Annotated in this window: 20 protein-coding genes and 1 tRNA gene; 15 read left to right on the forward strand and 6 right to left on the reverse strand. The window is 62.0% G+C overall.

Features of this window, described 5'->3' with window-relative positions:
* Positions 1–385: 385 nt before the first annotated feature.
* A complete protein-coding gene (locus NKH78_RS22495; protein WP_352884075.1) occupies positions 386–1,576 on the reverse strand; it encodes a DUF1173 domain-containing protein in 1,191 nt (396 codons plus the stop codon).
* A gap of 185 nt (positions 1,577–1,761) precedes the next feature.
* On the opposite strand from NKH78_RS22495, the gene NKH78_RS22500 reads away from it, so the two are divergent.
* From NKH78_RS22500 to NKH78_RS22550, 11 genes are all read left to right on the forward strand, one after another.
* Complete coding sequence (locus NKH78_RS22500) at positions 1,762–6,264, forward strand: strawberry notch-like NTP hydrolase domain-containing protein (RefSeq protein WP_352884078.1); 4,503 nt, start codon at positions 1,762–1,764, stop codon at positions 6,262–6,264.
* A 12-nt stretch (positions 6,265–6,276) separates the two neighbouring features.
* The gene (locus NKH78_RS22505) at positions 6,277–7,341 is read left to right on the forward strand and encodes a DUF7146 domain-containing protein (protein WP_352884080.1); all 1,065 of its coding nucleotides are present in this window, start codon (positions 6,277–6,279) and stop codon (positions 7,339–7,341) included.
* A 245-nt stretch (positions 7,342–7,586) separates the two neighbouring features.
* Positions 7,587–8,528, forward strand: a complete 942-nt coding sequence (locus NKH78_RS22510) for a DUF2493 domain-containing protein (protein ID WP_352884083.1) — start codon at positions 7,587–7,589, stop codon at positions 8,526–8,528.
* 63 nt (positions 8,529–8,591) lie between these two features.
* Positions 8,592–8,852 (forward strand): type II toxin-antitoxin system prevent-host-death family antitoxin, encoded by a 261-nt coding sequence (locus NKH78_RS22515; protein ID WP_352443212.1) that lies wholly within the window; start codon positions 8,592–8,594, stop codon positions 8,850–8,852.
* Positions 8,842–9,261 carry a hypothetical protein gene (locus tag NKH78_RS22520; protein WP_352884086.1) on the forward strand — a complete coding sequence of 140 codons (420 nt, stop codon included), beginning with the start codon at positions 8,842–8,844 and terminating at the stop codon, positions 9,259–9,261. The genes NKH78_RS22515 and NKH78_RS22520 overlap by 11 nt, the downstream gene beginning before the upstream one ends.
* Before the next feature lie 157 nt (positions 9,262–9,418).
* Positions 9,419–9,700, forward strand: coding sequence for a type II toxin-antitoxin system TacA family antitoxin (locus NKH78_RS22525; RefSeq protein WP_352884088.1), 282 nt, complete (start codon positions 9,419–9,421; stop codon positions 9,698–9,700).
* Positions 9,701–9,835, forward strand: coding sequence for a hypothetical protein (locus NKH78_RS22530; protein ID WP_023723161.1), 135 nt, complete (start codon positions 9,701–9,703; stop codon positions 9,833–9,835).
* Between the two features lie 226 nt (positions 9,836–10,061).
* Positions 10,062–10,193: a GCN5 family acetyltransferase gene (locus NKH78_RS22535; RefSeq protein WP_352884091.1), complete on the forward strand. Its 132-nt coding sequence runs from the start codon at positions 10,062–10,064 to the stop codon at positions 10,191–10,193.
* A 199-nt stretch (positions 10,194–10,392) separates the two neighbouring features.
* The gene (locus NKH78_RS22540) at positions 10,393–10,926 is read left to right on the forward strand and encodes a hypothetical protein (RefSeq protein WP_352884093.1); all 534 of its coding nucleotides are present in this window, start codon (positions 10,393–10,395) and stop codon (positions 10,924–10,926) included.
* 710 nt (positions 10,927–11,636) lie between these two features.
* The gene (locus NKH78_RS22545; RefSeq protein WP_352778180.1) at positions 11,637–11,960 is read left to right on the forward strand and encodes a DUF736 domain-containing protein; all 324 of its coding nucleotides are present in this window, start codon (positions 11,637–11,639) and stop codon (positions 11,958–11,960) included.
* A gap of 57 nt (positions 11,961–12,017) precedes the next feature.
* Positions 12,018–12,359: a hypothetical protein gene (locus NKH78_RS22550; RefSeq protein ID WP_352884095.1), complete on the forward strand. Its 342-nt coding sequence runs from the start codon at positions 12,018–12,020 to the stop codon at positions 12,357–12,359.
* Between the two features lie 117 nt (positions 12,360–12,476).
* Here NKH78_RS22550 and NKH78_RS22555 read toward each other — a convergent pair whose 3' ends face one another.
* Complete coding sequence (locus NKH78_RS22555) at positions 12,477–12,884, reverse strand: hypothetical protein (RefSeq protein WP_352884097.1); 408 nt, start codon at positions 12,882–12,884, stop codon at positions 12,477–12,479.
* A complete protein-coding gene (locus NKH78_RS22560; RefSeq protein ID WP_352884099.1) occupies positions 12,881–13,561 on the reverse strand; it encodes a nucleotide-binding protein in 681 nt (226 codons plus the stop codon). Before NKH78_RS22560 ends, NKH78_RS22555 begins: the two co-directional genes overlap by 4 nt.
* Positions 13,562–14,051: 490 nt before the next feature.
* Between NKH78_RS22560 and NKH78_RS22565 the strand changes: the two genes are divergently transcribed.
* Genes NKH78_RS22565 through NKH78_RS22575 form a run of 3 tightly spaced genes read left to right on the forward strand, consistent with a single transcriptional unit; the run spans position 14,052 to position 16,698 of the window.
* A complete protein-coding gene (locus tag NKH78_RS22565) occupies positions 14,052–14,177 on the forward strand; it encodes a hypothetical protein (protein ID WP_352884101.1) in 126 nt (41 codons plus the stop codon).
* Positions 14,174–14,458, forward strand: coding sequence for a hypothetical protein (locus tag NKH78_RS22570; RefSeq protein ID WP_352884104.1), 285 nt, complete (start codon positions 14,174–14,176; stop codon positions 14,456–14,458). Before NKH78_RS22565 ends, NKH78_RS22570 begins: the two co-directional genes overlap by 4 nt.
* The gene (locus NKH78_RS22575; RefSeq protein ID WP_352884107.1) at positions 14,455–16,698 is read left to right on the forward strand and encodes a relaxase/mobilization nuclease domain-containing protein; all 2,244 of its coding nucleotides are present in this window, start codon (positions 14,455–14,457) and stop codon (positions 16,696–16,698) included. Before NKH78_RS22570 ends, NKH78_RS22575 begins: the two co-directional genes overlap by 4 nt.
* Before the next feature lie 343 nt (positions 16,699–17,041).
* Here NKH78_RS22575 and NKH78_RS22580 read toward each other — a convergent pair whose 3' ends face one another.
* On the reverse strand, positions 17,042–17,770 hold the full coding sequence (locus NKH78_RS22580; RefSeq protein ID WP_352884109.1) for an FRG domain-containing protein: 729 nt from the start codon (positions 17,768–17,770) through the stop codon (positions 17,042–17,044).
* Positions 17,771–17,793: 23 nt separating this feature from the next.
* Here NKH78_RS22580 and NKH78_RS22585 point away from each other — a divergent pair.
* Positions 17,794–17,869: transfer RNA gene (locus tag NKH78_RS22585), tRNA-His, on the forward strand.
* A 338-nt stretch (positions 17,870–18,207) separates the two neighbouring features.
* On the opposite strand, the gene NKH78_RS22590 is transcribed toward NKH78_RS22585, so the two are convergent.
* Entirely contained in the window at positions 18,208–19,284 is a 1,077-nt protein-coding gene (locus NKH78_RS22590; RefSeq protein ID WP_352884111.1) for a cytochrome-c peroxidase, read from the reverse strand.
* A complete protein-coding gene (locus NKH78_RS22595) occupies positions 19,281–20,960 on the reverse strand; it encodes a flagellin family protein (RefSeq protein ID WP_352884114.1) in 1,680 nt (559 codons plus the stop codon). The genes NKH78_RS22590 and NKH78_RS22595 overlap by 4 nt, the downstream gene beginning before the upstream one ends.

The following is a 20,960-nucleotide window of genomic DNA, read 5'->3' on the forward strand; positions in this document are numbered from 1 at the left end:
CTATACCGCCGGCTTGGGTGTCCCAGATCGTTGCCGATACCGGCGCACACCGCCACCCATCGCAAACATCGACCGCGGTGCCGTCCCGGACGGACGCCGACGCGAAAGCCAACTCTCCAGCGTTTCGCTCGCCGATGCAACGCGGGGTTCGGACAGCTCGAATGGCATGCCGAGTTCAACGCTGAGAACGACCAGGCGCCCACTGTGCTTACGCTGCGGATCCTCCCAAACCCGCAGCATGCTCACCGAAAAAGACGATCGCTGGTCACCCCTCACCATACCGTCATGGTCCAAGACAGCGGGGATCCTTGTCCAACGCATTGTCTGAATCGATAGCCGCCAATCGATTCACGACATTGATGGAAATCTGAGATGTCGTCCCAGCTTATGGAAGGGCCGGCATCTCCCCGTCACCGACCCGCCAGGTCCACGCACCCATCTCAGGCCGGTTCGCGATCATGTCCTGCAACGAAGCCTCGAACGCTTCGTCCGCACCGGCTGGGACGACAAAGAGTGCGGTCGGCTGCTGCCTGTTCTGGAGCAAAGCGTTCGCGATCGGCTGATCGGTTTGCAGGTCGTAGCGCAATCCCTTCACGCTTTTCTCGCGAAGGCGAGCGAGCGCATCGACAAGCCGCTTTTCCGGGACCGTCTCGTATGGAACCCAGTTCTCGGATACCACCATCAACGCGACCTCCTCGACAAGGGCGAGGCCGGCCGGATTCAGTCCGAAGGTCGCGATCACCATCAGATGTGAGCTGGAATCCGCTCCCCACAGCGACAATTCTTTCTCGAAACGAGCCTGCAAGCGGCGGTGCAATGCATCGTCGATGATGAAGGGAAAGCCGGGCAAATGTCTTATGACAAGTTTTTGGCCGGAGCGGGCAGGAACAATCTCTTTCACCTCGCCGACCAGCACCAGCAACTTTCGTGGGCCGGATTTCGGCGGGAGCGCCATGCCGAGAGCCGCATTGCGACGATGTTCGATCGCTTGCCTGTTCTCGGCGCGAAACGGCTCGGGCACGAACACGATATCCGCGAGCGGTCCGCCTTTCACCGTCATTTGCCCGGCAGCCTCGAGCAGATGCCAGCGGACATTCCACCAATGTCGCTTGCCGGCCCATCGGGATGTCCAGACCGTCAATTCGGCCTCGTGCCAGAGATAATGAAGGAGGCCACGCAGCGACATCCTCCTGGGATCGGCGGTTGCGCTGGCGGAACTTTGCCCCGCAGGCACGGATGCTGCGCGGCTCCCTGTTTTCGACAGGCTGAAGTGCAATTTGAGGGCCGCCATGCCGCTTTGCGGATCGAGCTGTATCGCGCTGCCCATCAAGGCGCCGAGCCCAGACAGTTCGTAAGGCGATTCATATGAATCGCAGGACGGATCATGCCCGCCGCCGCTCAGCGGCATGCGCTTGATCAGATGAAGGTCGCCGATGCGCGCAATGTACATCGGGCAGCCCGGCTCGCGGCACAGGCATAGCGGACGCTCGGTGCGGGTATAGGCGTTCGCCAGCGCCGCCTGCAGGTCAGGCGCTCCCTCCTCATAGACCGCACTGCCAATTTTGAACCGTCGCATCACCTCCGCAGCTCCAGGTCGCCGCCGCATCCCTGTCCGGACATTCAAGTCATGGCTTTGTGCAGAGCGCAACCCCCTTGGTGCGTCGGCGCCAGAGGCAGAGGGGAGCCGGGAGGAGTGCGGCCCGGCTGACGCGCAGAGAGTGCCGGCGCGGGCGCCACTCCCCTCTTGCGAAGGACATTTCCATGAACATTGTTTCGACCACACCGGCCGTTGCCCGGACCGCCGCTCCCCTCGACGCGCCGAGGCCCACCCCCATCAACAACGCCCAGGCGATCCATCAAGCGGCTAAGCTGCTTTTGCCTTTCCTCGAGCGAGGCAAGCCTGTCACCACCGCCGCACTGCGCACCGCCATGACGACAAGTTTTGGCGGCAGCGATGCGCAAGGGTTCTGGGTCTGGAAGGACGCCTACGAGGCGCTCGAAGTCGCGCAGGTGCAGTTTCTGCGTCGGTTCGGCCCGGCGATCCTGTCTCGGTCGACTACGCCGCAGGCAACGCTGGCGATGATGAAGCGCATCGCAGAACTCGTGCCGACCCACACACGGCGCTCCGACGAGAGCCAGGCCATGCAGCAGCTCTCCACGCCCTTGCCGCTGGCCTTCGTCACGGCGCACGCCGCGGCGATTGCATCTTGTGATCTCGTTCTCGAACCCTCGGCCGGCACCGGAATGCTCGCCGTCCCTGCCGAGATGGCGCGCGCCACAATCGCCCTCAACGAGCTTGCCGCGACGCGGGCCGATCTCCTCGGCCTGCTATTTCCAAGGGTCCCCGTCTCGCGGCACGACGCCGCCCATATCGACGATCATCTCGACGCGGCCATTGAGCCGTCCGTGGTGCTGATGAATCCACCGTTCAGCGTCGGCGCCTATGTCGACGGCCATGTCACTGACGCGGCATGGCGGCATCTTTCCTCCGCATTCGCACGCCTACGTCCGGGCGGACGTCTCGTCGCCATCACCGGCACCGGGCTGTCTCCCGAAAACTCCAAATGGCGGCCGGCCTTCGAACGGTTGCAGCAGCAGGGCACCATCGTCTTCACCGCGGCGATCGACGGCCGTGTCTACGCCCGCCATGGCACTACCACTGAGACCCGCCTGACCATCATCGACAAGGTACCGGCCACCGACCCGACCGGCTTCGTCCGGTCGCCCGGCAAGGCCACGGATGTCGAAACGCTGCTCTCCTGGATCACGGATCTGCCGCCCCGGACACCGGGCGGCTTTCCGGATTCGCTCGGGGCATTGTCCAGCGGCATCAATGCCGTCATGCACATGGGCGCCCGTACAGGGGCGAGAGCTAAACCCCTTGCTGTTGCAACGGCTGCTCCGAAGGCCGTCCGCCCGATGACGCCGGCGAAGCCCGCCCGCCAGGTCATGGCAAACAGCACGCCGGCTGTCCCCCTCGGCTATGAGCTGCGCGACTGGATGCCAGAAGAGGGCTGTCGGCTCACCGACACGATCTACGAGCCCTACGCGCTCCAGTCGATCGACATTCCCCGCGCAAAACCGCATCCGACGCCGCTCGTGCAGTCGGCCGCAATGGCCGCCGTCGCGCCGCCGAAGCCTTCCTATCGACCGCTTCTTCCTGATGCGATCATCGACGAGGGCCTGCTGTCAGACGCCCAGCTCGAAAGCGTCATCTATGCCGGCGAGGCTCATTGCGGCCATCTCATTGGAGCCTGGACGGTTGACGAGACCTGCGATGTCGTCTCGGCCGCGCCAGAAGGAGCTACGAACGCTGTCCGGTTTCGGCGTGGATGGTTTTTGGGTGACGGAACCGGCTGCGGCAAGGGCCGGCAGGTCGCCGGCATCATCCTCGACAATTGGCTGCAGGGCCGCCGCCGTGCGATCTGGATTTCCAAGTCGGACAAATTGCTTGAAGACGCCCAGCGCGATTGGGCGGCACTTGGCCAGGAAAAACTTCTCGTCCAGCCGCTCTCACGTTATCGGCAGGGCACGCCGATCCGCCTTGCAGAGGGCATCCTGTTCACGACCTACGCAACCCTGCGCTCGCAAGAACGGGAAGGCAAGAAATCCCGGATCGCCCAGATCCTCGACTGGGTCGGACAAGAGGCGGGAAGGGACCAAGGCCCGACGGGGACTGGAGAGAACCCGTCGGGGGCAAAAAAATCTTTTGATGGCGTCATCGTCTTCGATGAGGCCCACGCCATGGCCAACGCCGCTGGCGGCAAAAGCGACCGTGGCGACGTCGCGCCCTCGCAACAAGGCAAGGCGGGCCTGCGGCTCCAGCATGCACTGCCTGACGCCCGCATCGTCTACGTCTCGGCAACCGGGGCCACGGCGGTCGAGAATTTGGCCTATGCACAGCGTCTCGGCATCTGGGGCAGCGAGGATTTTCCATTCGCCAACCGCGCCGAATTCGTCGCCGCGATCGAGGACGGCGGTGTCGCGGCGATGGAAGTGCTCGCCCGCGATCTCAAATCGCTCGGCCTCTATGCGGCGCGTTCGCTTTCTTATGACGGTGTCGAATACGACCTGCTCGAGCACGCGCTGACCGAGGAGCAGATCCGCATCTACAACGCCTATGCCGACGCCTTCCAGGTCATTCACAACAACCTTACCGCCGCACTCGAGGCGACCAACATCACCAGTGAGGCCGGCACGCTGAACCGCGACGCAAAATCGGCGGCGCGCTCGGCTTTCGAGAGCACCAAGCAGCGCTTCTTCAGACATCTGATCACCTCGATGATGACACCAACCCTGATCGGCGCGATCGAGCAGGACCGGGTCGACGGTCATGCCGCGGTCATCCAGATCGTTTCGACAGGCGAGGCGCTGATGGAACGGCGGCTTGCCGAGATCCCGACCGAGGAATGGTCGGACCTGCATGTCGACGTCACGCCGCGCGAGTACGTCGGCGGGTATCTGATCCACTCCTTCCCCACCCAGTTGTTCGAGGAGTATTCGGACGCCGAGGGCAACGTCTATTCGCGGCCGGTCCACGACGAAGATGGCAATCCGGTTCAGTGCCGCGAGGCGGTTCGGCGGCGCGACGAGATGGTCGAAAAACTTGCGTCGTTGCCGCCGGTCGGCAGTGCCCTTGACCAGATCATCCATCACTTTGGCACCGACACGGTTGCCGAGGTGACCGGCCGCTCGCGGCGCATCGTCAAGAAGACAGGCCGCGACGGTATCGACCGGCTGGCCGTGGAAAACCGCCCTGGCTCGGCCAATCTCGCCGAGACCCAGAGCTTTATGGATGACGACAAGCGCGTGCTGATCTTTTCGGACGCCGGCGGCACCGGCCGCTCGTATCACGCCGATCTCGGGGTCAGGAACCAGAGGCTGCGCAAGCACTATCTGCTCGAGGCCGGCTGGCGCGCCGACAACGCCATCCAGGGTCTCGGACGGACCCACCGCACAAATCAGAAGCAACCGCCGTTGTTCCGGCCCATGGCCGCCAATGTGAAGGCCGGCAAGCGCTTCCTGTCGACGATCGCACGACGGCTCGACACGCTGGGCGCGATCACGCGCGGCCAGCGTCAGACCGGCGGGGCGGGGCTGTTCCGTGCTGAGGACAATCTCGAAAGCCCCTATGCGCGGGCCGCACTTCGCCAATTCTACATGCTGCTGCATCAGGGCAGGATCGAAGGTTGTTCGCTCACGACGTTCGAGACCGTGACCGGGCTGTCGCTGACGACTGACCAGGGCGGGGTGCGTGACGAGCTGCCGCCGATCACGACCTGGCTCAATCGCCTGCTGGCGCTGCGCATCGAAACCCAGAATCTGCTGTTCGAGGTGTTCGAGCAGCTGATGGCGGCTAAGATCGAAGGCGCCATCGCCGCCGGCAACTACGACAGGGGGCTGGAGACGATCACGGCGGAGAGCATCGTCGTCACCGATCGCCGCACCGTCTACGCGCACCCGGTCTCGGGCGCGCAGTCGCATGTGCTGACCGTCGCGCGCAAGGACCGGATTCTGCCGCTCAGTCTCGTCGACGCGCTGGCCATCGTCCGGGCCGAGCCGCAATCGGTTCTGTTGGTGAACACGCGGTCGAACCGCGCGGCGATCCGGCTGCCGACGGCGAGCCTGATGCTCGACGATGGCGCGATAGAGCACCGCGTGCGCCTGCTGCGGCCGACGGACGAGCTGCGCTTCGGTCTCGACGCCCTTGCCGAAACCCACTGGCAGCCCGCCGACCGAAAATTGTTCTGCGACCTGTGGCAGGCAGAAGTCGCCGCCGTCCCGGAGTTCACCACCAGTACCTTTCACATCATGACGGGTCTGCTGCTGCCGATCTGGCGTCGGCTGCCGGACCATGATTGTCAGGTCTACCGGATCCAGACCGACGCCGGCGAACGCATCATCGGCCGCCACATCGCGCCGACGCTGGTCGCGACCATGTTGCGCAATCTCGGCGTCGATGATGTTCCGACCCTCGCTCCGGACGAGGCATGGACCGGCTTGATCGAGGGGCGGATCGGGTTGCAGCTTGCCGACGGCCTGATCCTGCGCCGCAGTCGGGTCATGAACGACTACCGTGTCGAATTGATCGGCTTCACCGACGCGATGGTCCCTCGGCTGAAGGCGCTGGGGCTGATCTCCGAGATCATCTCCTGGAAGCTGCGGCTGTTCATCCCGACGACCGCGCAAGGGTCCGCCATTCTCGCCACGCTTATCGACAGCCATACGCTGGTTGGCGTCACCGACCGTACAGCAGCGGTTTGAGGGGAGACGATCATGACCGTCTCGCCCTCCGAGCTGGCACGCCGCCTTGGCGAACATGCCGAGGCGGTGTGCCGCGAATATCTCTCCAACGGCCGTCGCTCCGGCAATTACTGGATGGTCGGCGATGTCCGCAACACGCGCGGCCGTTCCATGCATGTGCGGCTCAAGGCGGTTGGCGGCAAGGCAGCCGGAAAATGGGTCGACGAGTCGTCGGGGGAATATGGCGACCTGCTTGACGTCATCGAGCAGAGCTGTGGTCTGGTCGACTTCCGCGAGGTCGCGGATGAAGCACGTCGCTTCCTCTCCATGCCGCTGCCACCGCCCCAGCTCCCGCCCCAGCCCCTTGGCTCGCATCGCCAGCCTGCTGCGACACGCGGCTCGCCTGACGCCGCGCGTCGCCTGTTCGCCATGTCCCATCCGATCGCCGGTACGCTGGCCGAACGCTATCTTGCCGGTCGCGGCATTTTGCTTTCGACGCATGAGCGCGCGCTGCGCTTCCATCCTGGCTGCTACTACAGGGATCTCGTCACGGGCGAGACGCGGACCCTGCCTGCGCTGATCGCCGCTGTCACCAGCCTCGACGGGCGTATCACCGGCCTGCAGCGCACTTACCTGTCCTCTGGGCTGGACCCGAGTGGCAAGGTCGGCAAGGCGCCGGTCGCCGATCCACGCCGCTCGCTTGGTCACCTGCTAGGCAACGGCATCTGGCTAGGCCAACAGTCCGGTGCGCCCGTCATGGCCGCCGGCGAGGGCTTCGAGACGATGGCGTCGCTCCGGACGGCGATGCCGGCGCTGCCGTTGGCTGCCGCCACCTCAGCCAATCACCTCGCCGGCCTGATCTTCCCGCCCGGCTGCCGTCGCCTCTACATCGCAGCCGATGCCGACGCCGCCGGCCGGCACGGCATAGAGCGTCTCAGCCAGCGCGCAGGCGAGGCAGGGATTCTCGCCCTGGTGCTGCGGCCGCAGCTCGGCGACTTCAACGACGATCTGCGTCATCTCGGCCAAGCCCACCTCGCGGCATGGCTCCGCGATCAACTCGTCCCGGAGGATGCCCGTCTCTTCCTGCCGCCCGGATGAATGGGTCGGGCTGGCACGCGGCTCGGCGCGGCGTCGGACAGCCTGCAGATATGGCGGGGGTCCACCGGAGAGGCCGCGCCCGCGGCCTGCCTGAGAGGCGACCCCTGCCACCCCCCAGTCGCGGCCGCAACGGCTTCGCCGTCCTCCGCTCGCGCTTCGGCCTTCGGTGCGGCCGCGCCCGGCGCGCGGCCGGGATGCGCTGTCAGGCCGCGATAGGCGCGGCCACAACCGACGGAGACACCGCCATGACCTACGACATTCCTCTCGACGACGCCTACGAGCCCTCCCACGCCTCCTCGCCGACCGACCGCGTCATCCTCGAACTGCAGATGTACGGCCATCGCCCGCATCAGGACGAACCTGACCCTCGGCCGCTTCCCGACGACGAGGTGATCCGGGCCGGCCTCGCCGGGATCGTAGAAACCTTCGCCGGCATGCTCGGGGACACCAGGCTCGAACCCGATCTCGACGACCTGCTCTGGTCGTTCGCAAACGTCTTCCACCGTGCCGCCGAGCGTGTCGCCCGCAGCCTCGACCGCAACGAGGAGGCGCAGCGCTCGAGTCAGCAGGAGCAGGACGGCTCGGAGGTGAAGTCGGTCGAGCTGGAGCGGCTGACCGCGGAAGGCATCAGCTATATCGAGCGCCGCAACGTGCTCGAAATCATGCGCGATGAGGCCGCCGACCTCTACGAGGCGCAGACCGGATCGGCATGGCGGCCGCGCACCGGCTCCAAGGTCAGCCACCAGGCGATGACCGCAGCGGTGATCGACTCCAGAGACTTCCTCGCCGCCCGCCGCCATGCCGAAACCGAGGTGCTCGTTCCGGCCGGGACCAAGATCGCCTTCGCCGGCGGCCTTGACTGCAACGATCACGACCGGATCTGGGATGCGCTCGACAAGGCCCGCGAGAAGCATCCCGACATGGTCCTGCTCCACGGCGGAAGCCCGCGGGGCGCCGAGCGCATCGCCGCGTGCTGGGCCGAGAACCGCAAGGTCATCCAGATCGCCTTCAAGCCGGATTGGAACCGGCACGCCAAGGCGGCTCCGTTCCGCCGCAACGATCAGCTGCTTTCGGTGCTGCCTTACGGCCTGATCGTCTTTCCCGGCTCCGGCATCACCGAGAACCTCGCCGACAAGGCCCGCCGGCTTGGCATTCCCGTGTGGCGGTTCGCGGAGGGCGGCGCGTGAGCGCCGTTTTCTTGCAAATCTGGCGAATCCAGATAATATGGAGATCGATCAAGGAGTCTAGCCATGCGCCAGTTCACGACGGGGGATCTCAACAAGCAGGTTGGCGACGTCACCGACGTTGCCAGCCGCGAACCCGTTATTCTTACCAAGCACCGGAAACCCCGGTTCGTGCTGATGAGTTACGAGCACTACGAACGGATGCGCATCGGCGGCGATCCCCGCCGCGCATACCATGTCGCCGAGATGCCGGAGGAACACACGGAACTCTTCGCCGCCGAGATCGACCGATTGGCGCGCGGGGAAGGATACGATGATGAGCGGTAGATTTCTGCCTGGTCAGGTGATCTCCTACCCGTATCTTTGGGCATGGCAACACGAGCGCGGCGAAACGGAAGGCCGCAAGAGCCGGCCGACCTGCGTGGTCATTGCTGTCCGCGGCGCAAGAGATGGCCTGACCCATCTCGCGCTCCTGGCGATAACCACCCAGCCACCGACCAGCGATCGGGTCGGTTTGGAAGTCTCCGCTATCGAGTGCCGCCGCGCCGGTCTGACCAATCTCAAACGCTGCTGGATTGTGGTTGACGAATACAACTACGATATTGCCGAACGCTCCTGGTACATCGAATCCGACGGTAAGCCCCTCGGTCGTTTCAGCAAGGCATTCATGATGAAGATCGCAGGCGCCTTTATCGAAGCGCGCAGCGAGGGCCGCCGCGTCAGCCGTCTGGATTGACGTTCTCTTTCGCGGCAGGGAGCATACCTCGGATCGGATCAGTCCGCCGTTTCCGCATGCCTGTACGCCGGTCGCAGGAACAGGAATGTTGCGTCACGCAAATCCGGTGTCATGCTGCATTGCACGGACGTATGTCCATCCAGCACAGGAACGCACCATGACCGCCGCCGCGAATAGGAAGATATCCGTCTCGATGCGGTTTCGCGACGACGATCTCACGATCATCGACCGCGGCGCGGAGCTGCTCGGCCTGTCGCGCACCGAGTTCATGCGGCGCGCAGCACTGCACGAGGCGCAGGCGGCCATCGTCAACACAACCGTCATCCGCGTGTCCCCGGAAGCCTATGACGCCTTCATGCAGGCGATCTCGGCCCCCGCCGCTGCGCCTCCGCCGAAGGCGGCCGAGCGGCTGCGCCGGTCCCCGCCCTGGGACCGTTAGGTGGCGCTTTCAGGCATCGAACTCCTCGATGACACGCACCGCCTCGACAGCTTCGATTGCGGCAAGCCGGCACTCAACGCCTGGCTGGCTGGCTTCGCGCGAACGAACCAGGCCCGCGGTTTACCCGCGTCCTGATCGTTCACGACGAGGGCACAGTCGTCGGCTATTACGGCCTCGCGCCAGGCGTGATCCAGCCAAACCGCGCGCCTCCGCACCGGCCGGCGGCCCGATCCGACCCTGTTAATCGGACAACGCCGTCGACCACCGCTATGCCGGACGAGGCATCGGCAGCGGCCTGGTCAAGGACGCGCTGCATCGCTGCGTCGCCGGCGCCGACATCGTCGGCGGCCGCGCGGTGGTGGTGCGGGCGATCGACGCCGAGGCCGAGCGCTACTGGCAGAGCTGGGGCTTCATTCCCGCGCGGGACAATCCGTCGGTGCTCATGCGCTCGATCCAGGACGTGAGCCTCTGGCTGGCCGACAAAGGCCACTAGCTCCACGCGCGTAACGCCTCCGGCAGCGGCAGGGTCCGGGCGCGCCGGCCTGCGGCGGCCGGGCTCTAGTCGCGGCGTCCCGCCGCTCCCCGAGCCGGCTTCGCCGTCTCGGCCTTCGGGTGACGATCCCTCGCGCCGGGCTAGAGGGAGAGGGCGGCCGGCGCGGGGCGGGGGACGCTGGAGAGAAGGGATAAACACGATGTCGATGATATTCATAGGTGGATCACCCGAGATATTCGAGCTGCCGGAACCTGCCATCGCTCGCATCGGCGCAATCGTTGCTGCCGAGCACGGCGTGCTGATTGGCGACGCGCCCGGAGCCGATGCCGAGGCGCAGGGCTTGCTCGCTGGCTACGGCTACGAACATGTCGGGGTCTTCCATACCGGCAAGGAACCCCGCAACAATCTGGGCGACTGGGCCGCCTACCATGTTCCTTCTACTGAGGGCGCCGAAGGATACTGGTTCCATGCCGCCAAAGACCGGGAGATGGCGCGGCGCGCCGACTTTGGCATGATGGTCTGGGATGGCGCATCACCCGGCACGGCCGTCAACGTGCTTCGGCTCGCCATCGCGAACAAGCCGTGCGTCATTTACGATCTGGCAAGGGGCAGCGTGGCGACGACGTACAATGTGCAAGACTGGTGCGCCATACTCCGCCATGCCGGTATGGACATTCGCCGCCAGGCCGAAGCCCGCATGATGCCGGACGAGCGTCTGGCGTTGCCGGGATGATGTACGCGCGGTCCCGCCGACAGCCCGGCGGTCCGATCCGATAGGCTTGATCCGGCCCCGCGCCGCCTACTCCACTTATATGAACGGCCGGAGCCGACCCCCCTTTCGAAACCGGCCCGCGCAGAGCCGCGGGGCGTTGTGCAGGATGATCATCTTGACGCTTCTCGCCTCTGAGGCGGGGCAAGCGTGCCGAACATCCTGGCGTGCCGGGTCATCCAACCTGGCTGCGAGGCTCGTCCCCGAGGGGCGTGAACTTCGCTGCCAGTCGGCTCCGATCTCGAAACCGCTGTGCCGCCATACCGAACACGTAAGGCGGTCACGCGCCGGGCTGCTGTTCGATGTGTTGGCGATGCCGACGACATGACCCGAGAGGCTGCAGCCTGTTCCTGCGATCCGGCAGCGTTGCGTCGGCGGTCTAGCGATGGCGGCCTGAGTTCTTTTCCTTCGGTCGCATCCGGGGCCATTTCCGTTTCATGTCGCCTTTGTAGACGACCGCCTGCTTTGTGCGGTCAACCCCCGTTGGGGGTACACTCGGCGAATATTCAGGAAAATTCGATTTCTGTTTTTTGTCTGCAGACAGGCGAAGGGCCTGTCCGCTATTTTTCGGCAAATAGAATTTTCCAGAATATTCGCCGAGATGACCGCAGCAGGACGGTCCTCTCCTTTGGCGCCATCGGGAATGGTCCCGATGCAACCGAAGGAGAACTACCATGGCCACCACGATCGCAAACCTCACCACCAAGGCCGACGGCTCGATGGAAGGCGTCTTCGCCACGCTCCGGGTCAATGCCCCGATCACCCTCATCCCGAACCCCAACAAATCGCGCGAGGACGCCCCCGACTACCGGATCGTCAACAAGCGCACGGGCTTCGAGATCGGAGCCGGCTGGCACCGCATCTCCCAGCGTTCGGGCGAGGAATACCTCTCGGTCAAGCTGGAGGCCCCCGAGATCGGCGTCATCTTCGGCAATCTCGCTCCCGCCCCGGGTGGCGAGGAAAACAAGAAGGTCATCCTCTGGAACAACCCCCAGTGAGGCATCAGTGGCCGGCCCCGCAAGGGGCCGGCTCCCCACCGGCAATAGGAGGTTGCAATGAGCCGCTACACCATCACTGTCACTGGCACCGTCACCGGACAGGGCCGCTCGGACCAAGACGCTGTCATCGGCTACGATCCACCACTTCGGACCTACTTCCTGCAGGCGTTCCCACACGAAGAAACCGACGAGCCCGGTCTTTGGCTCGGCACCCACGATCGCGCGTTCGAAACGCTTGAGGATCTTCATCGCGCAGCCATCTCACACGGCTGCGACTTCATCCCGCTGTCGCCCAAACTGGCCGCAAAGCTGGTCGACGATAAAGCGGCAGCCAGCGGGCGTCCGGTGCGAGACACAATCCTCGGCCAGGTGCTGAAACACCTCAACCAACCCAAGTAGGCAAACACATCTCAGGGCCCGCGACGGAGTGTTCCGTTGCGGGCCCTTTTTTTGCGCGTCGCAAAGAGTCACGAACATCACCCGTCACAGCATGCGACAGCGACTCCATACCGCCGATTATTCCTTTGGCAGTTTGTGCTTATGAACGCGGATATAATCCTGCACGGCCTTTCGCAGCAGTTCGGTCATGCTGTGCCCGTTGCTGATCGCCAGCAACTTGAACTGGCGCTGCTCCACTGCCGTCAGATAGTACCCGCAGCGGATCATCTCCTCCTCGCGAATCTTCTTTCCGGCAATGGGGTCCTTTTTCTGACCCTGCCGCAGCAGCTTGCGGAAATCAGGCTCGACTGCCGTGGATGGCTTTGTCGGTTCCTGCATGTGGGGCGTAGCTTGCTCCTTGATCCCTGATGGCTCGGCCTTCTGTGGGATGAACATGCTGGGCAGCGCCGGCGGCTGCGTGGAGATCGCCTTCATCATGCGGGCTTCCTTGTCGTCACCGGCTTTAGGTGCGGTTTCTTCATTCATGCCGCGTTCCTTGTGGCTTCGATGAAGGTTTGCAGAAGGTCGTCGAAGACCCCTTCGCTCTCGGCAATCGCCTTCGCGTCAGGCACCTCGGGGCTGTAAAGGGTCTGCCCGGTCTGAAGGTCGCGGTAGGCAACGCGATTGTGCAGGACGTGTTCTGCAATGGGCGTGCCGTTGGCCTGGATGATGGCGCGCAGTTCGGTCAGGGCTCGCGCCCTACCATCGATGATGGTCTGCTTGGTCAGCACGAATATCGCAGGCAGCGGTCTATCCCGGCTCTCGACCGCCAGCGGGATGTAGTGGTCGGTGATCTGGATGGCGGCGGTGACATCGTCGAGGGCAAAATAGACCGGCACGACGACAATATCGGCGGCGAAGAGCCCGGCCATGAGGTTATCGTTTGTGGTGCCCTCCGTATCGATCAAGACGACCGAGCGTTCACCGTTGTGAGTGGCGGCCGCGCGAAGGATTTCCTGCGGTGTCATCGCGCTCACCATCTGGAGCCTGTCAGGACGATTGCCAGCTTCGCCCAGCATCTGGAACCAGCGGTTCATGTTCTGCCGCCGGTCGCCGTCGATAAGAGTAACCGAATAGCCCCTATGCAGCGCGACGGATGCGAGGGTGCGCAGCATCGTCGATTTGCCAGTGCCACCCTTTGGGATCGCAGCGGAGATGATCATGGGGCCTCCTTCCCGCGTTGTCTCCTTGTTTCCATGTTAACATGGAAACAAGTCATCATGGACACATGAAACAAAATCACGGTCCGAAACATGGTGACATTGTCGACGGGGAAGACTGGTTTGGCAACCCATGCGCGCACCGAAGGGCTCGCTCAAGGTGGAGTTTTGCGCAGCTGCTGTCTTCAGCGAAGAAGGGCTCCGGCGGGCTAATCCGACTGCGCATTTCCGACCAAGCTTTTCCGGCTGCCCATCAGAGGCCGACTTGTTTCCGTGTTAACACGGAAACAAGTCGCCAACGCATCATAGACACATCGCATCAAATCACGACGGGAACATTTCGCCCGCGCCCGACAACTGGGCTGGTGAGAAGACGCGCCCATAATTTGCTTTCCTCCCCACTTCTTATTGGCAGGATAGCTTATTTTGTGATACACACAAAATAAGCGGCGCGGCCCTGGCGGGCCTTCGCGCCCGCAAGCGGGCTTGAGAGATGGATGCAGACGCCCAGAATGCAGCGGTGAAGAGCGCGTCACGACGCTATGGCGAGGTGACACACATCCGGTTTTCGGCTGACGAGCTGGCCAGCCTCAAAGCCATTGCGGAGCGGACGGCGTGACCGTCAGCGAGGTCGTGCGGCGTCTTGTGCGGGCAGAGGCCGGGCATCTGCCTATTGCGTCGGAGGCGTTGCGGCCGGCGATCGTGGACATGACCGATCAACTGCGGCGCGTCGGTGTCAATTTCAATCAGGCCGTGCGCGCCATGAACGACCGCCGTGTTGCCCATGATGAGGATCTTGAGCAGGCGCTGATCGCCGTGGGCAACCTGGTGCGGCAGTTTCGCGAGGAACTGAAGACGATGACTGGCGGGTCACGCAAGGCGAGGGAAGCCAGGCCATGAGCGGTCGTCTTGCTGGCTACGCGGCCGAAATCGAACGCTATCTGCGGGGCGAGTCCGACGTGAAGCGTGAGGAGCTCCACGACGACAAGTCCGTGACGGGCGCCCGACGCGAGGCCGGTGAATTCCAGGCGATGAAGAGTTATGAGCGAACCGGTGGCGGCGGACGCCTCGGGCAAGGACAGGCCGGCTCGACGCTAGGTGGCGGCAGCAACACCCCTCCTTCGTCGTCGGGAGGATTGGGGGCTTCGGGGAGTTCCATGTCCAGCAGGGCACCGAAGTCTACTGCTGCTGCGAGTTCGCCCAGAGCCCCTAGCGCGCCGATCATGGTCTATGGCGCCACGCTCGCCGGTTTCCGGCCGGAAGAGGAGGAGGAAGACTGGAAGCGGCGCGGCGGCGGCGGTGGCCGTGGCGCGGGTCGCGCGAGCGCTACAGGGCGAGCGGCGCGGGCGGGTTATCAGGCGCGGGCTGTGGCGGCGAGGGCAGGCTATGCGGCGGGCGCGCAGCCTGCCGTGTTCAAGGTCATGCCCAATCCTCCGTCGACCAGGGAAGCCGCCGCGCGGCTACTCAATTACATCGGCAAGCGCGAGGACGAAAAAGGCGAGAAACACGACATCGAGATTTTCGACGAGGATGGGCAGATGCTTGCGACAGGCGGCGCAAGAAAGGCGTTCCTGGAGACGTTTTGCGAGACGTTCGAACCGCCCCTGGAAAATACCAATTTTCTGGAGGTTCGTTTCGAGCTCGCCAGCGAGGTCACCGATGCCGCCGTGAGCGAGGCGCTGAACAAGGCATTCGGGGCAAAACCGATCATCTATGCGCAGGACGGACAGACGGTGGAGGTTTACGCGCACACCGATGAGCGGGCTGGACCGCTCGCCAAGGTCCTGGCCGGTGGTCGGGAGGATTCGCGCAGCAAGGCGCTCGACAAGATCGAGGCGCGGTTGTCTGAAACCATGGGCGCGGCGGGGGTGGTCGCCAGGGCAGAGGTAACGGCGGCTGTGAGCCGTGAACCCAAAGCAAAATATTTCCTGCAGAAGTTCATCCGCACCCACAGTCACGTCCGCCACGCAAATGGCGAGCCCGTGCCTGGAGTGAAGAACTCCACGAAGGCTGCGGCTTCAGTCTATGAACAATGGCGCCCGCAGTTTTCGGGGCGTGAGCGCCGCAATGCCTATCACCTGCTTTTCTCGGCAAGAGCCGGCACCGATGCCAACGCCGTGATGGCCGCGGCGCGCGCCGTGCTCGAGGAGCGCGCGCCAGGATACAAGTTCGTCTTGGCGCATCACAAGGACACCAAGCACGTCCATATCCACGCGATGGTGCAGGCACGGTCAGCCGATGGCGAACGCCTGAAATTCTACAAGCCAGATCTGATCGCCTGGCGCGAGAGCTTTGCGGAAAAAGCACGCGAGAACGGCATTGCGATGGTGGCGACGCGGCGCATGGATCATGCGATGACACGGCCTTTCACGAAGGAGCATGCCGGAGCCTATAGCCGCGCCCAGGGGGATCCGCGCTATCAGATCAGCGCCAGGACGATCGAGCGAGTGGAGGCCAAGCGGCAACGCCGTCTGGATGGGCAATCCCTTGTCGTGAACGGCGATGCAATTGCTGCCGCATGGCAAAAGACTGTGACGACGATGCGGACCGCGGGCGTAGTCGGTCAGGCTCTCGCTGCAGCGGAGTTGATCGGCAACAATTTTCTGCAGTTCCGTCGTGATCGGACAAGGGAGGGGCAGCCAGGTCCTGCCGCGGATCGCGGAGCTGATGAATCGGGGCAGAAGTCTTTCCTGTCCCATCCCGGTATGAGAGAATTGAATGCACTGATAGGAGATTTGGATATGGCGCAAACCCCCTTGGAAATGCGGCGTCAGATGGCCCGCGTCAATCAGGCTCTCGACAATATGCGCGAGACGCTGCCGCCGGCGCATCAAGGACAGTTCGAACAGTATCGTGAAGAGGTCAACGACAAGATGCACGACCGTCTCGCGCGGCTGCAATTCGAGCGGCAGCAACAGCGTCGTGGTGGTGGCAGTGAGGAGCCAATCCCCGAGCGCGAGGCGCGAGGGCGAGACCTTCCAACGCGGGACGATCCCCGCGAGCCGGAGCAGCCGCGCACCGGCACTGAGCAGGAGAAGGTAAGCGCCAAGCAGAAGGACGCCAAAAAGCAGAAGGCTCAGCAGGCTGAAGAGCAGGACCGCAAGACGCAGCGCTCAAACGACAACGATTACGAGCGTTGAGCAAGGGCCAACCTAGCGTCCTCGCGCGGCGGTCTATCAAAACGACGCATCGTCGCAGAATGATCAGGCTGGATGGCAGCAATGCGCCTATCTCGGCCGTAGAGAACAGCTTTGCGGCTTCCTGAAAGCAGACATCGCCGGTGATCACGCTGCAGTCGTGGTTGCGCCATAACCTGCATTCGCGGCGCTTCTACAAACCTGCCCTCCGCGCAACGACCCAAGCCGCCCTTCTCGGACTTTGAACCCGGCGAGCCCCGAGGTTGGAGTCGGCCGGAAGCGGAAGGACCCGCTTCGCGGGAGCGCCGCGGCGAACCGATTGTCATCCGATTCCTGCTTACCGCTATTAGCCGAGGTGCGATCTTCGAACGTAAGTTGCTAAGCCCTCTACCCCTCCAAACAGGCGGAGAGGGTTTATTCCTTCGTCGATCAGTTTTCGTCTCATGTCATGAACCGAGGAATGCGGGACCGGTACGCGTTTCGCAACCCTGGTGTTAACAGCGTCGTCCAATGCACCCTCGTCGCCGTGGAATGTGAAGCACCCAGACTGAAGACGTACTCTCTGGTTCGACCACATTGGTCTCATGGCAATAGGCGTCTTATTAGGGAACGAGATGCCTCTTCTAGCAGCCAAGGCAGCTTCATAATAATCGAAGTTCACGCTGTCCACGGCATCGTATATTACCCGCTCGCCGCAAAAAAGCTCATTAAGCTTGTAAGGGTTAAGGACCCAAATCCAAGGGTCTCCAGTTCCTTTTCGCTCCGAATTCGCAACGGCAAAATACATTGCCGCATTAAGATCAGTTGTCCAATCAAGTAACCGAGTCGGGACGCCGTGATGTTGCATGAACGAAAGACGTTCCCAGCTGTTCTGAATAGCTACCCCTTCAATCATTGTCCAGAAATCAGCGAACATGTTGACCTCGGCATCGGCGTGCCGATTTTCGATCCGCAACAGTGAAGGTCTCAGCCGATGCCTTCCGTCACTTATTCCGCGATACCACGCTCCCCCGCGCTCTGTACCGGTCCGACGACGAGCGTCCTGTATCGACGCAAAAAAGTCATTGAACGGCAATTCTAATACCTCGATAGTGGAGATCCAGGGTAGTGTTCAACGGTTAGCACGCCAGGTCGTGGACTTGGAAGTCTTGGTTCGAATCCAGGCCCGGGACCAAGTTTCGTGCTTCATACGATTTGCAGCGAAACGTCCGTTCCGGAGAGCTAAGCCGGCGCCCTAAGATGCCTGCAATGGGGGCGAAGCGGACGCCAGCTACTGGTTCGATGATTTCTGCTCTTCACCCAGCCAGTCTTTCGATGTTCGATTCTGGCGTTCTCATTGAAAAACAAAGACTCAAACGAAACAGCCTCCAGCAAACCCAAGATGGTTCACATGCATAACGGGTATGTCACTTTCGGCGAGCAGTTCACCGTGGATATCAACACCGCGGCACTTCTTTCTGACGAACAGGTCGTTTTGACTTCATAGGAGCCATGCGATCTGTATCTCCAAGTTCACTTATTTGGCGTCGTCTTTTGATACCATGGCCTATCAAGCGTGCTAGCACTTTGCGCGGTCGCCTCCGCTTCGGGGCTAGTTAATGACTTAAGAAACGCCACCAGCGCTGTCTTCTCAGAACCGTCCAAATAGAGCGGGTGGATTGACGGCGAAAGATTCGGATTAGCGTTGCCGCCACGATTGTAGAAGTCCACGACTTCTTCCAGCGTGCCCATACTACCGTCGTGCATGTAAGGGGCAGTCAGGTTCAGATTCCGAAGAAATGGAGTTCGAAACTCACCCCATTCGGTCGCGTCGCGCGACCATGCATATCGGCCGGAATCGCGGAACCTTCCCCACTGATACCCAACGCCTAGATTGTGATAGCGGAAATCCGAAAAGAGCGCGAGACCTCCTCCCAAGGCGTTGAACTTGGGATGGAAAACATCATGGCAATTTAGACAACCTCCCTTCGTGGAGAACACCCCCAGACCTTTGATCTCCAAAGCGTTCAGAGCGCGCGCGTCGCCGCCGAAAAGGTAATGGTCAAACGCGCTGTTGCCTGAAACAAGGGTCCTTTCAAACGCAGCTACGGCCGTCGCCAGGTCGTCGGCGTTCGGTTCTTCATCGAAAACCTTCCGAAAGAGGGAGACATACTCGCGGTTCGATTTTAACGCGAGGACGGCGCTTCCGACATCCTTTCCCATCTCTCCGCTCTCACGAAAGGCGTCCAACACCTGGTCTTCGAGTGTACGAAACCGCCCGTCCCACATAACCGAAGGCAGGAATCCGACGTTATAGAGAGATGGGGCGTTACGACTTTGTATTAACCCGCCGTCGCTAATGCTACGCGGACGCGGGTCCGCGTAACCAAATTTAGGGTCATGGCAAGTTGCGCAACTCGTTGTCCCAGTCCGAGAAAGAGAGCTGTCAAAGAACAGCTTCTTTCCCAACCCAACCAACTCGTACGTAAGAGGCCGGTCCAGCGGTATGTCCGGTTCGATCAAACCTAGTGGCCGCTCCACTTTGAATGGCTGCGCCATCGCCACAACGGTGGCGACTGCAACTAGCGACAGAGTCAGGGCCAGCTTCATTTAACTTTCAGTTCGAGCGTCGTGATATGAAGCTTGTCCGCGCCAGGGGCGGCGACCCGCGTCAACTGCACCTCTCTCACAGTCTCATCAACGACGTTTTTGGTAGGCAGATCTGTGACTAGCTCCTGAAACCTTTGTGCAATCGTCCCTTTGGAGGTTTCGGCGGAAAACCGCTTGGCCGCATCCATAAGTACTTTTTTGCTCTCAGCGTCTATCGGAACCTCTTTGAGCACTTTGCCGATTGCTTCTACACGTGCAGGATCGGACGTTGAATTTGCCACGGCGACAGCGAACTCCGAGGCAATTTCACCCATGTCGACCTTACCGGGGTTCAAGTCATAGATCGCGTTAGGCAGGGTGCGCGGAAAAACAGTCGCCAGATCAAGAAGTTTCTCAGCCCCTGCTGGCGCAGATATACCAACTGCGGCATCGGGTATTACCGATGTACCGTTGCCAGCAGTATCAAGAGCATTGAACCGAATCTGCAAATCCGTCCCCGGAGCGAAGGGACCAATAACTGCCTCGAACAGCGTTGGTACCACGAAGTTTCCTGATTTATAGTTATGAGCGGACCCGGCCCACGTCAGGCCCCCATTGGTGGAAAATTGCGTCGTCACTCCAGTCGCTTCCAAGACCCCCGAGCCCTCGTCGGACACGAGCACTTGGATTCCGATGCGATGGTCAGCAGTCGTGACCAATCTATAATCGGTCACTGTTGGAGGGATAGTGTCATATACCTGAAACCATTCGCGTTGCTGCCAGGTCGCATTTTTGGCGACGTCAACGAGTGAAAGCCTGGCTTCTAGGAAGTCTCCCTCGTTCAACGTTGAGGGTGCTTTCATGGTAAGCGTACCACGAATGGCTTGATTGGGCGCGAGCACAAACGGATCGCTGCTCTCCGGAATGCCCTCGATCTTCCAGTCGGGCGGGTAGGGTGTCCGTTCAAGAAGCCATCTCACTGTTTTTGGTTCAGCGGTGTCGTTCTTGAAGACATAATTGAAAACATTCGTGTAATCGGGTTCGACACGGTGCGGCACATTCCAGGATTTCCCCTTTGTGTTGTCCAAAGGGTTCACGTCGACTGCACCTATCGTCTCCACGGTCGCACGCACGTCATAGCGGCGACGATCGCGATCGAACTGGTCGATGATATTGTTCAACTCCCGACTGGACTTCATCCGCAAGATTTTACCTTCCCGTCCTCCGTCCTTGACGGCGGGAATTCGAACTGTTTTCATGTCGTCCGGAGGCTCGAGTTGGAGGATTGGTTGGCCTTCTTCGTCAAGGATATCCACCCAGACGCGCCCCTCTGCTGCTGTGTCGCCTAGGTTTCGGACCCTGACCTCGACTTCCTCGACTTGCGCTGCGTTGCGCCAAGCAATAGACATACCCGGGCGACTTGCCGGCCCACTAAAATCGCCACCCAGAACAACCTCGGTTGGGAGGAACGACTCTTTTACCGCGGCGTATTTGGTCGGATGTTTTGTTTCGAGTTTGCCCCAAGAATTCGGCCGCTTGAATGTTTCATCGTCCGCTATGCCGAGATCGACTCCCTTCACCTCGGCCAACTCATTTTTGGAAACGATGGTTTTCTCGTCAGCGCTTCTCACTGGACTTTGGGACGAAAGCAGTACTCCTGTGGCAATTACTGGCAGAATGAGATACTGGAATCGCAT

The sequence above is a fragment of the Mesorhizobium sp. M0910 genome, assembly GCF_040319465.1.
In the GTDB taxonomy this organism is placed as follows: Bacteria; Pseudomonadota; Alphaproteobacteria; order Rhizobiales; family Rhizobiaceae; genus Mesorhizobium.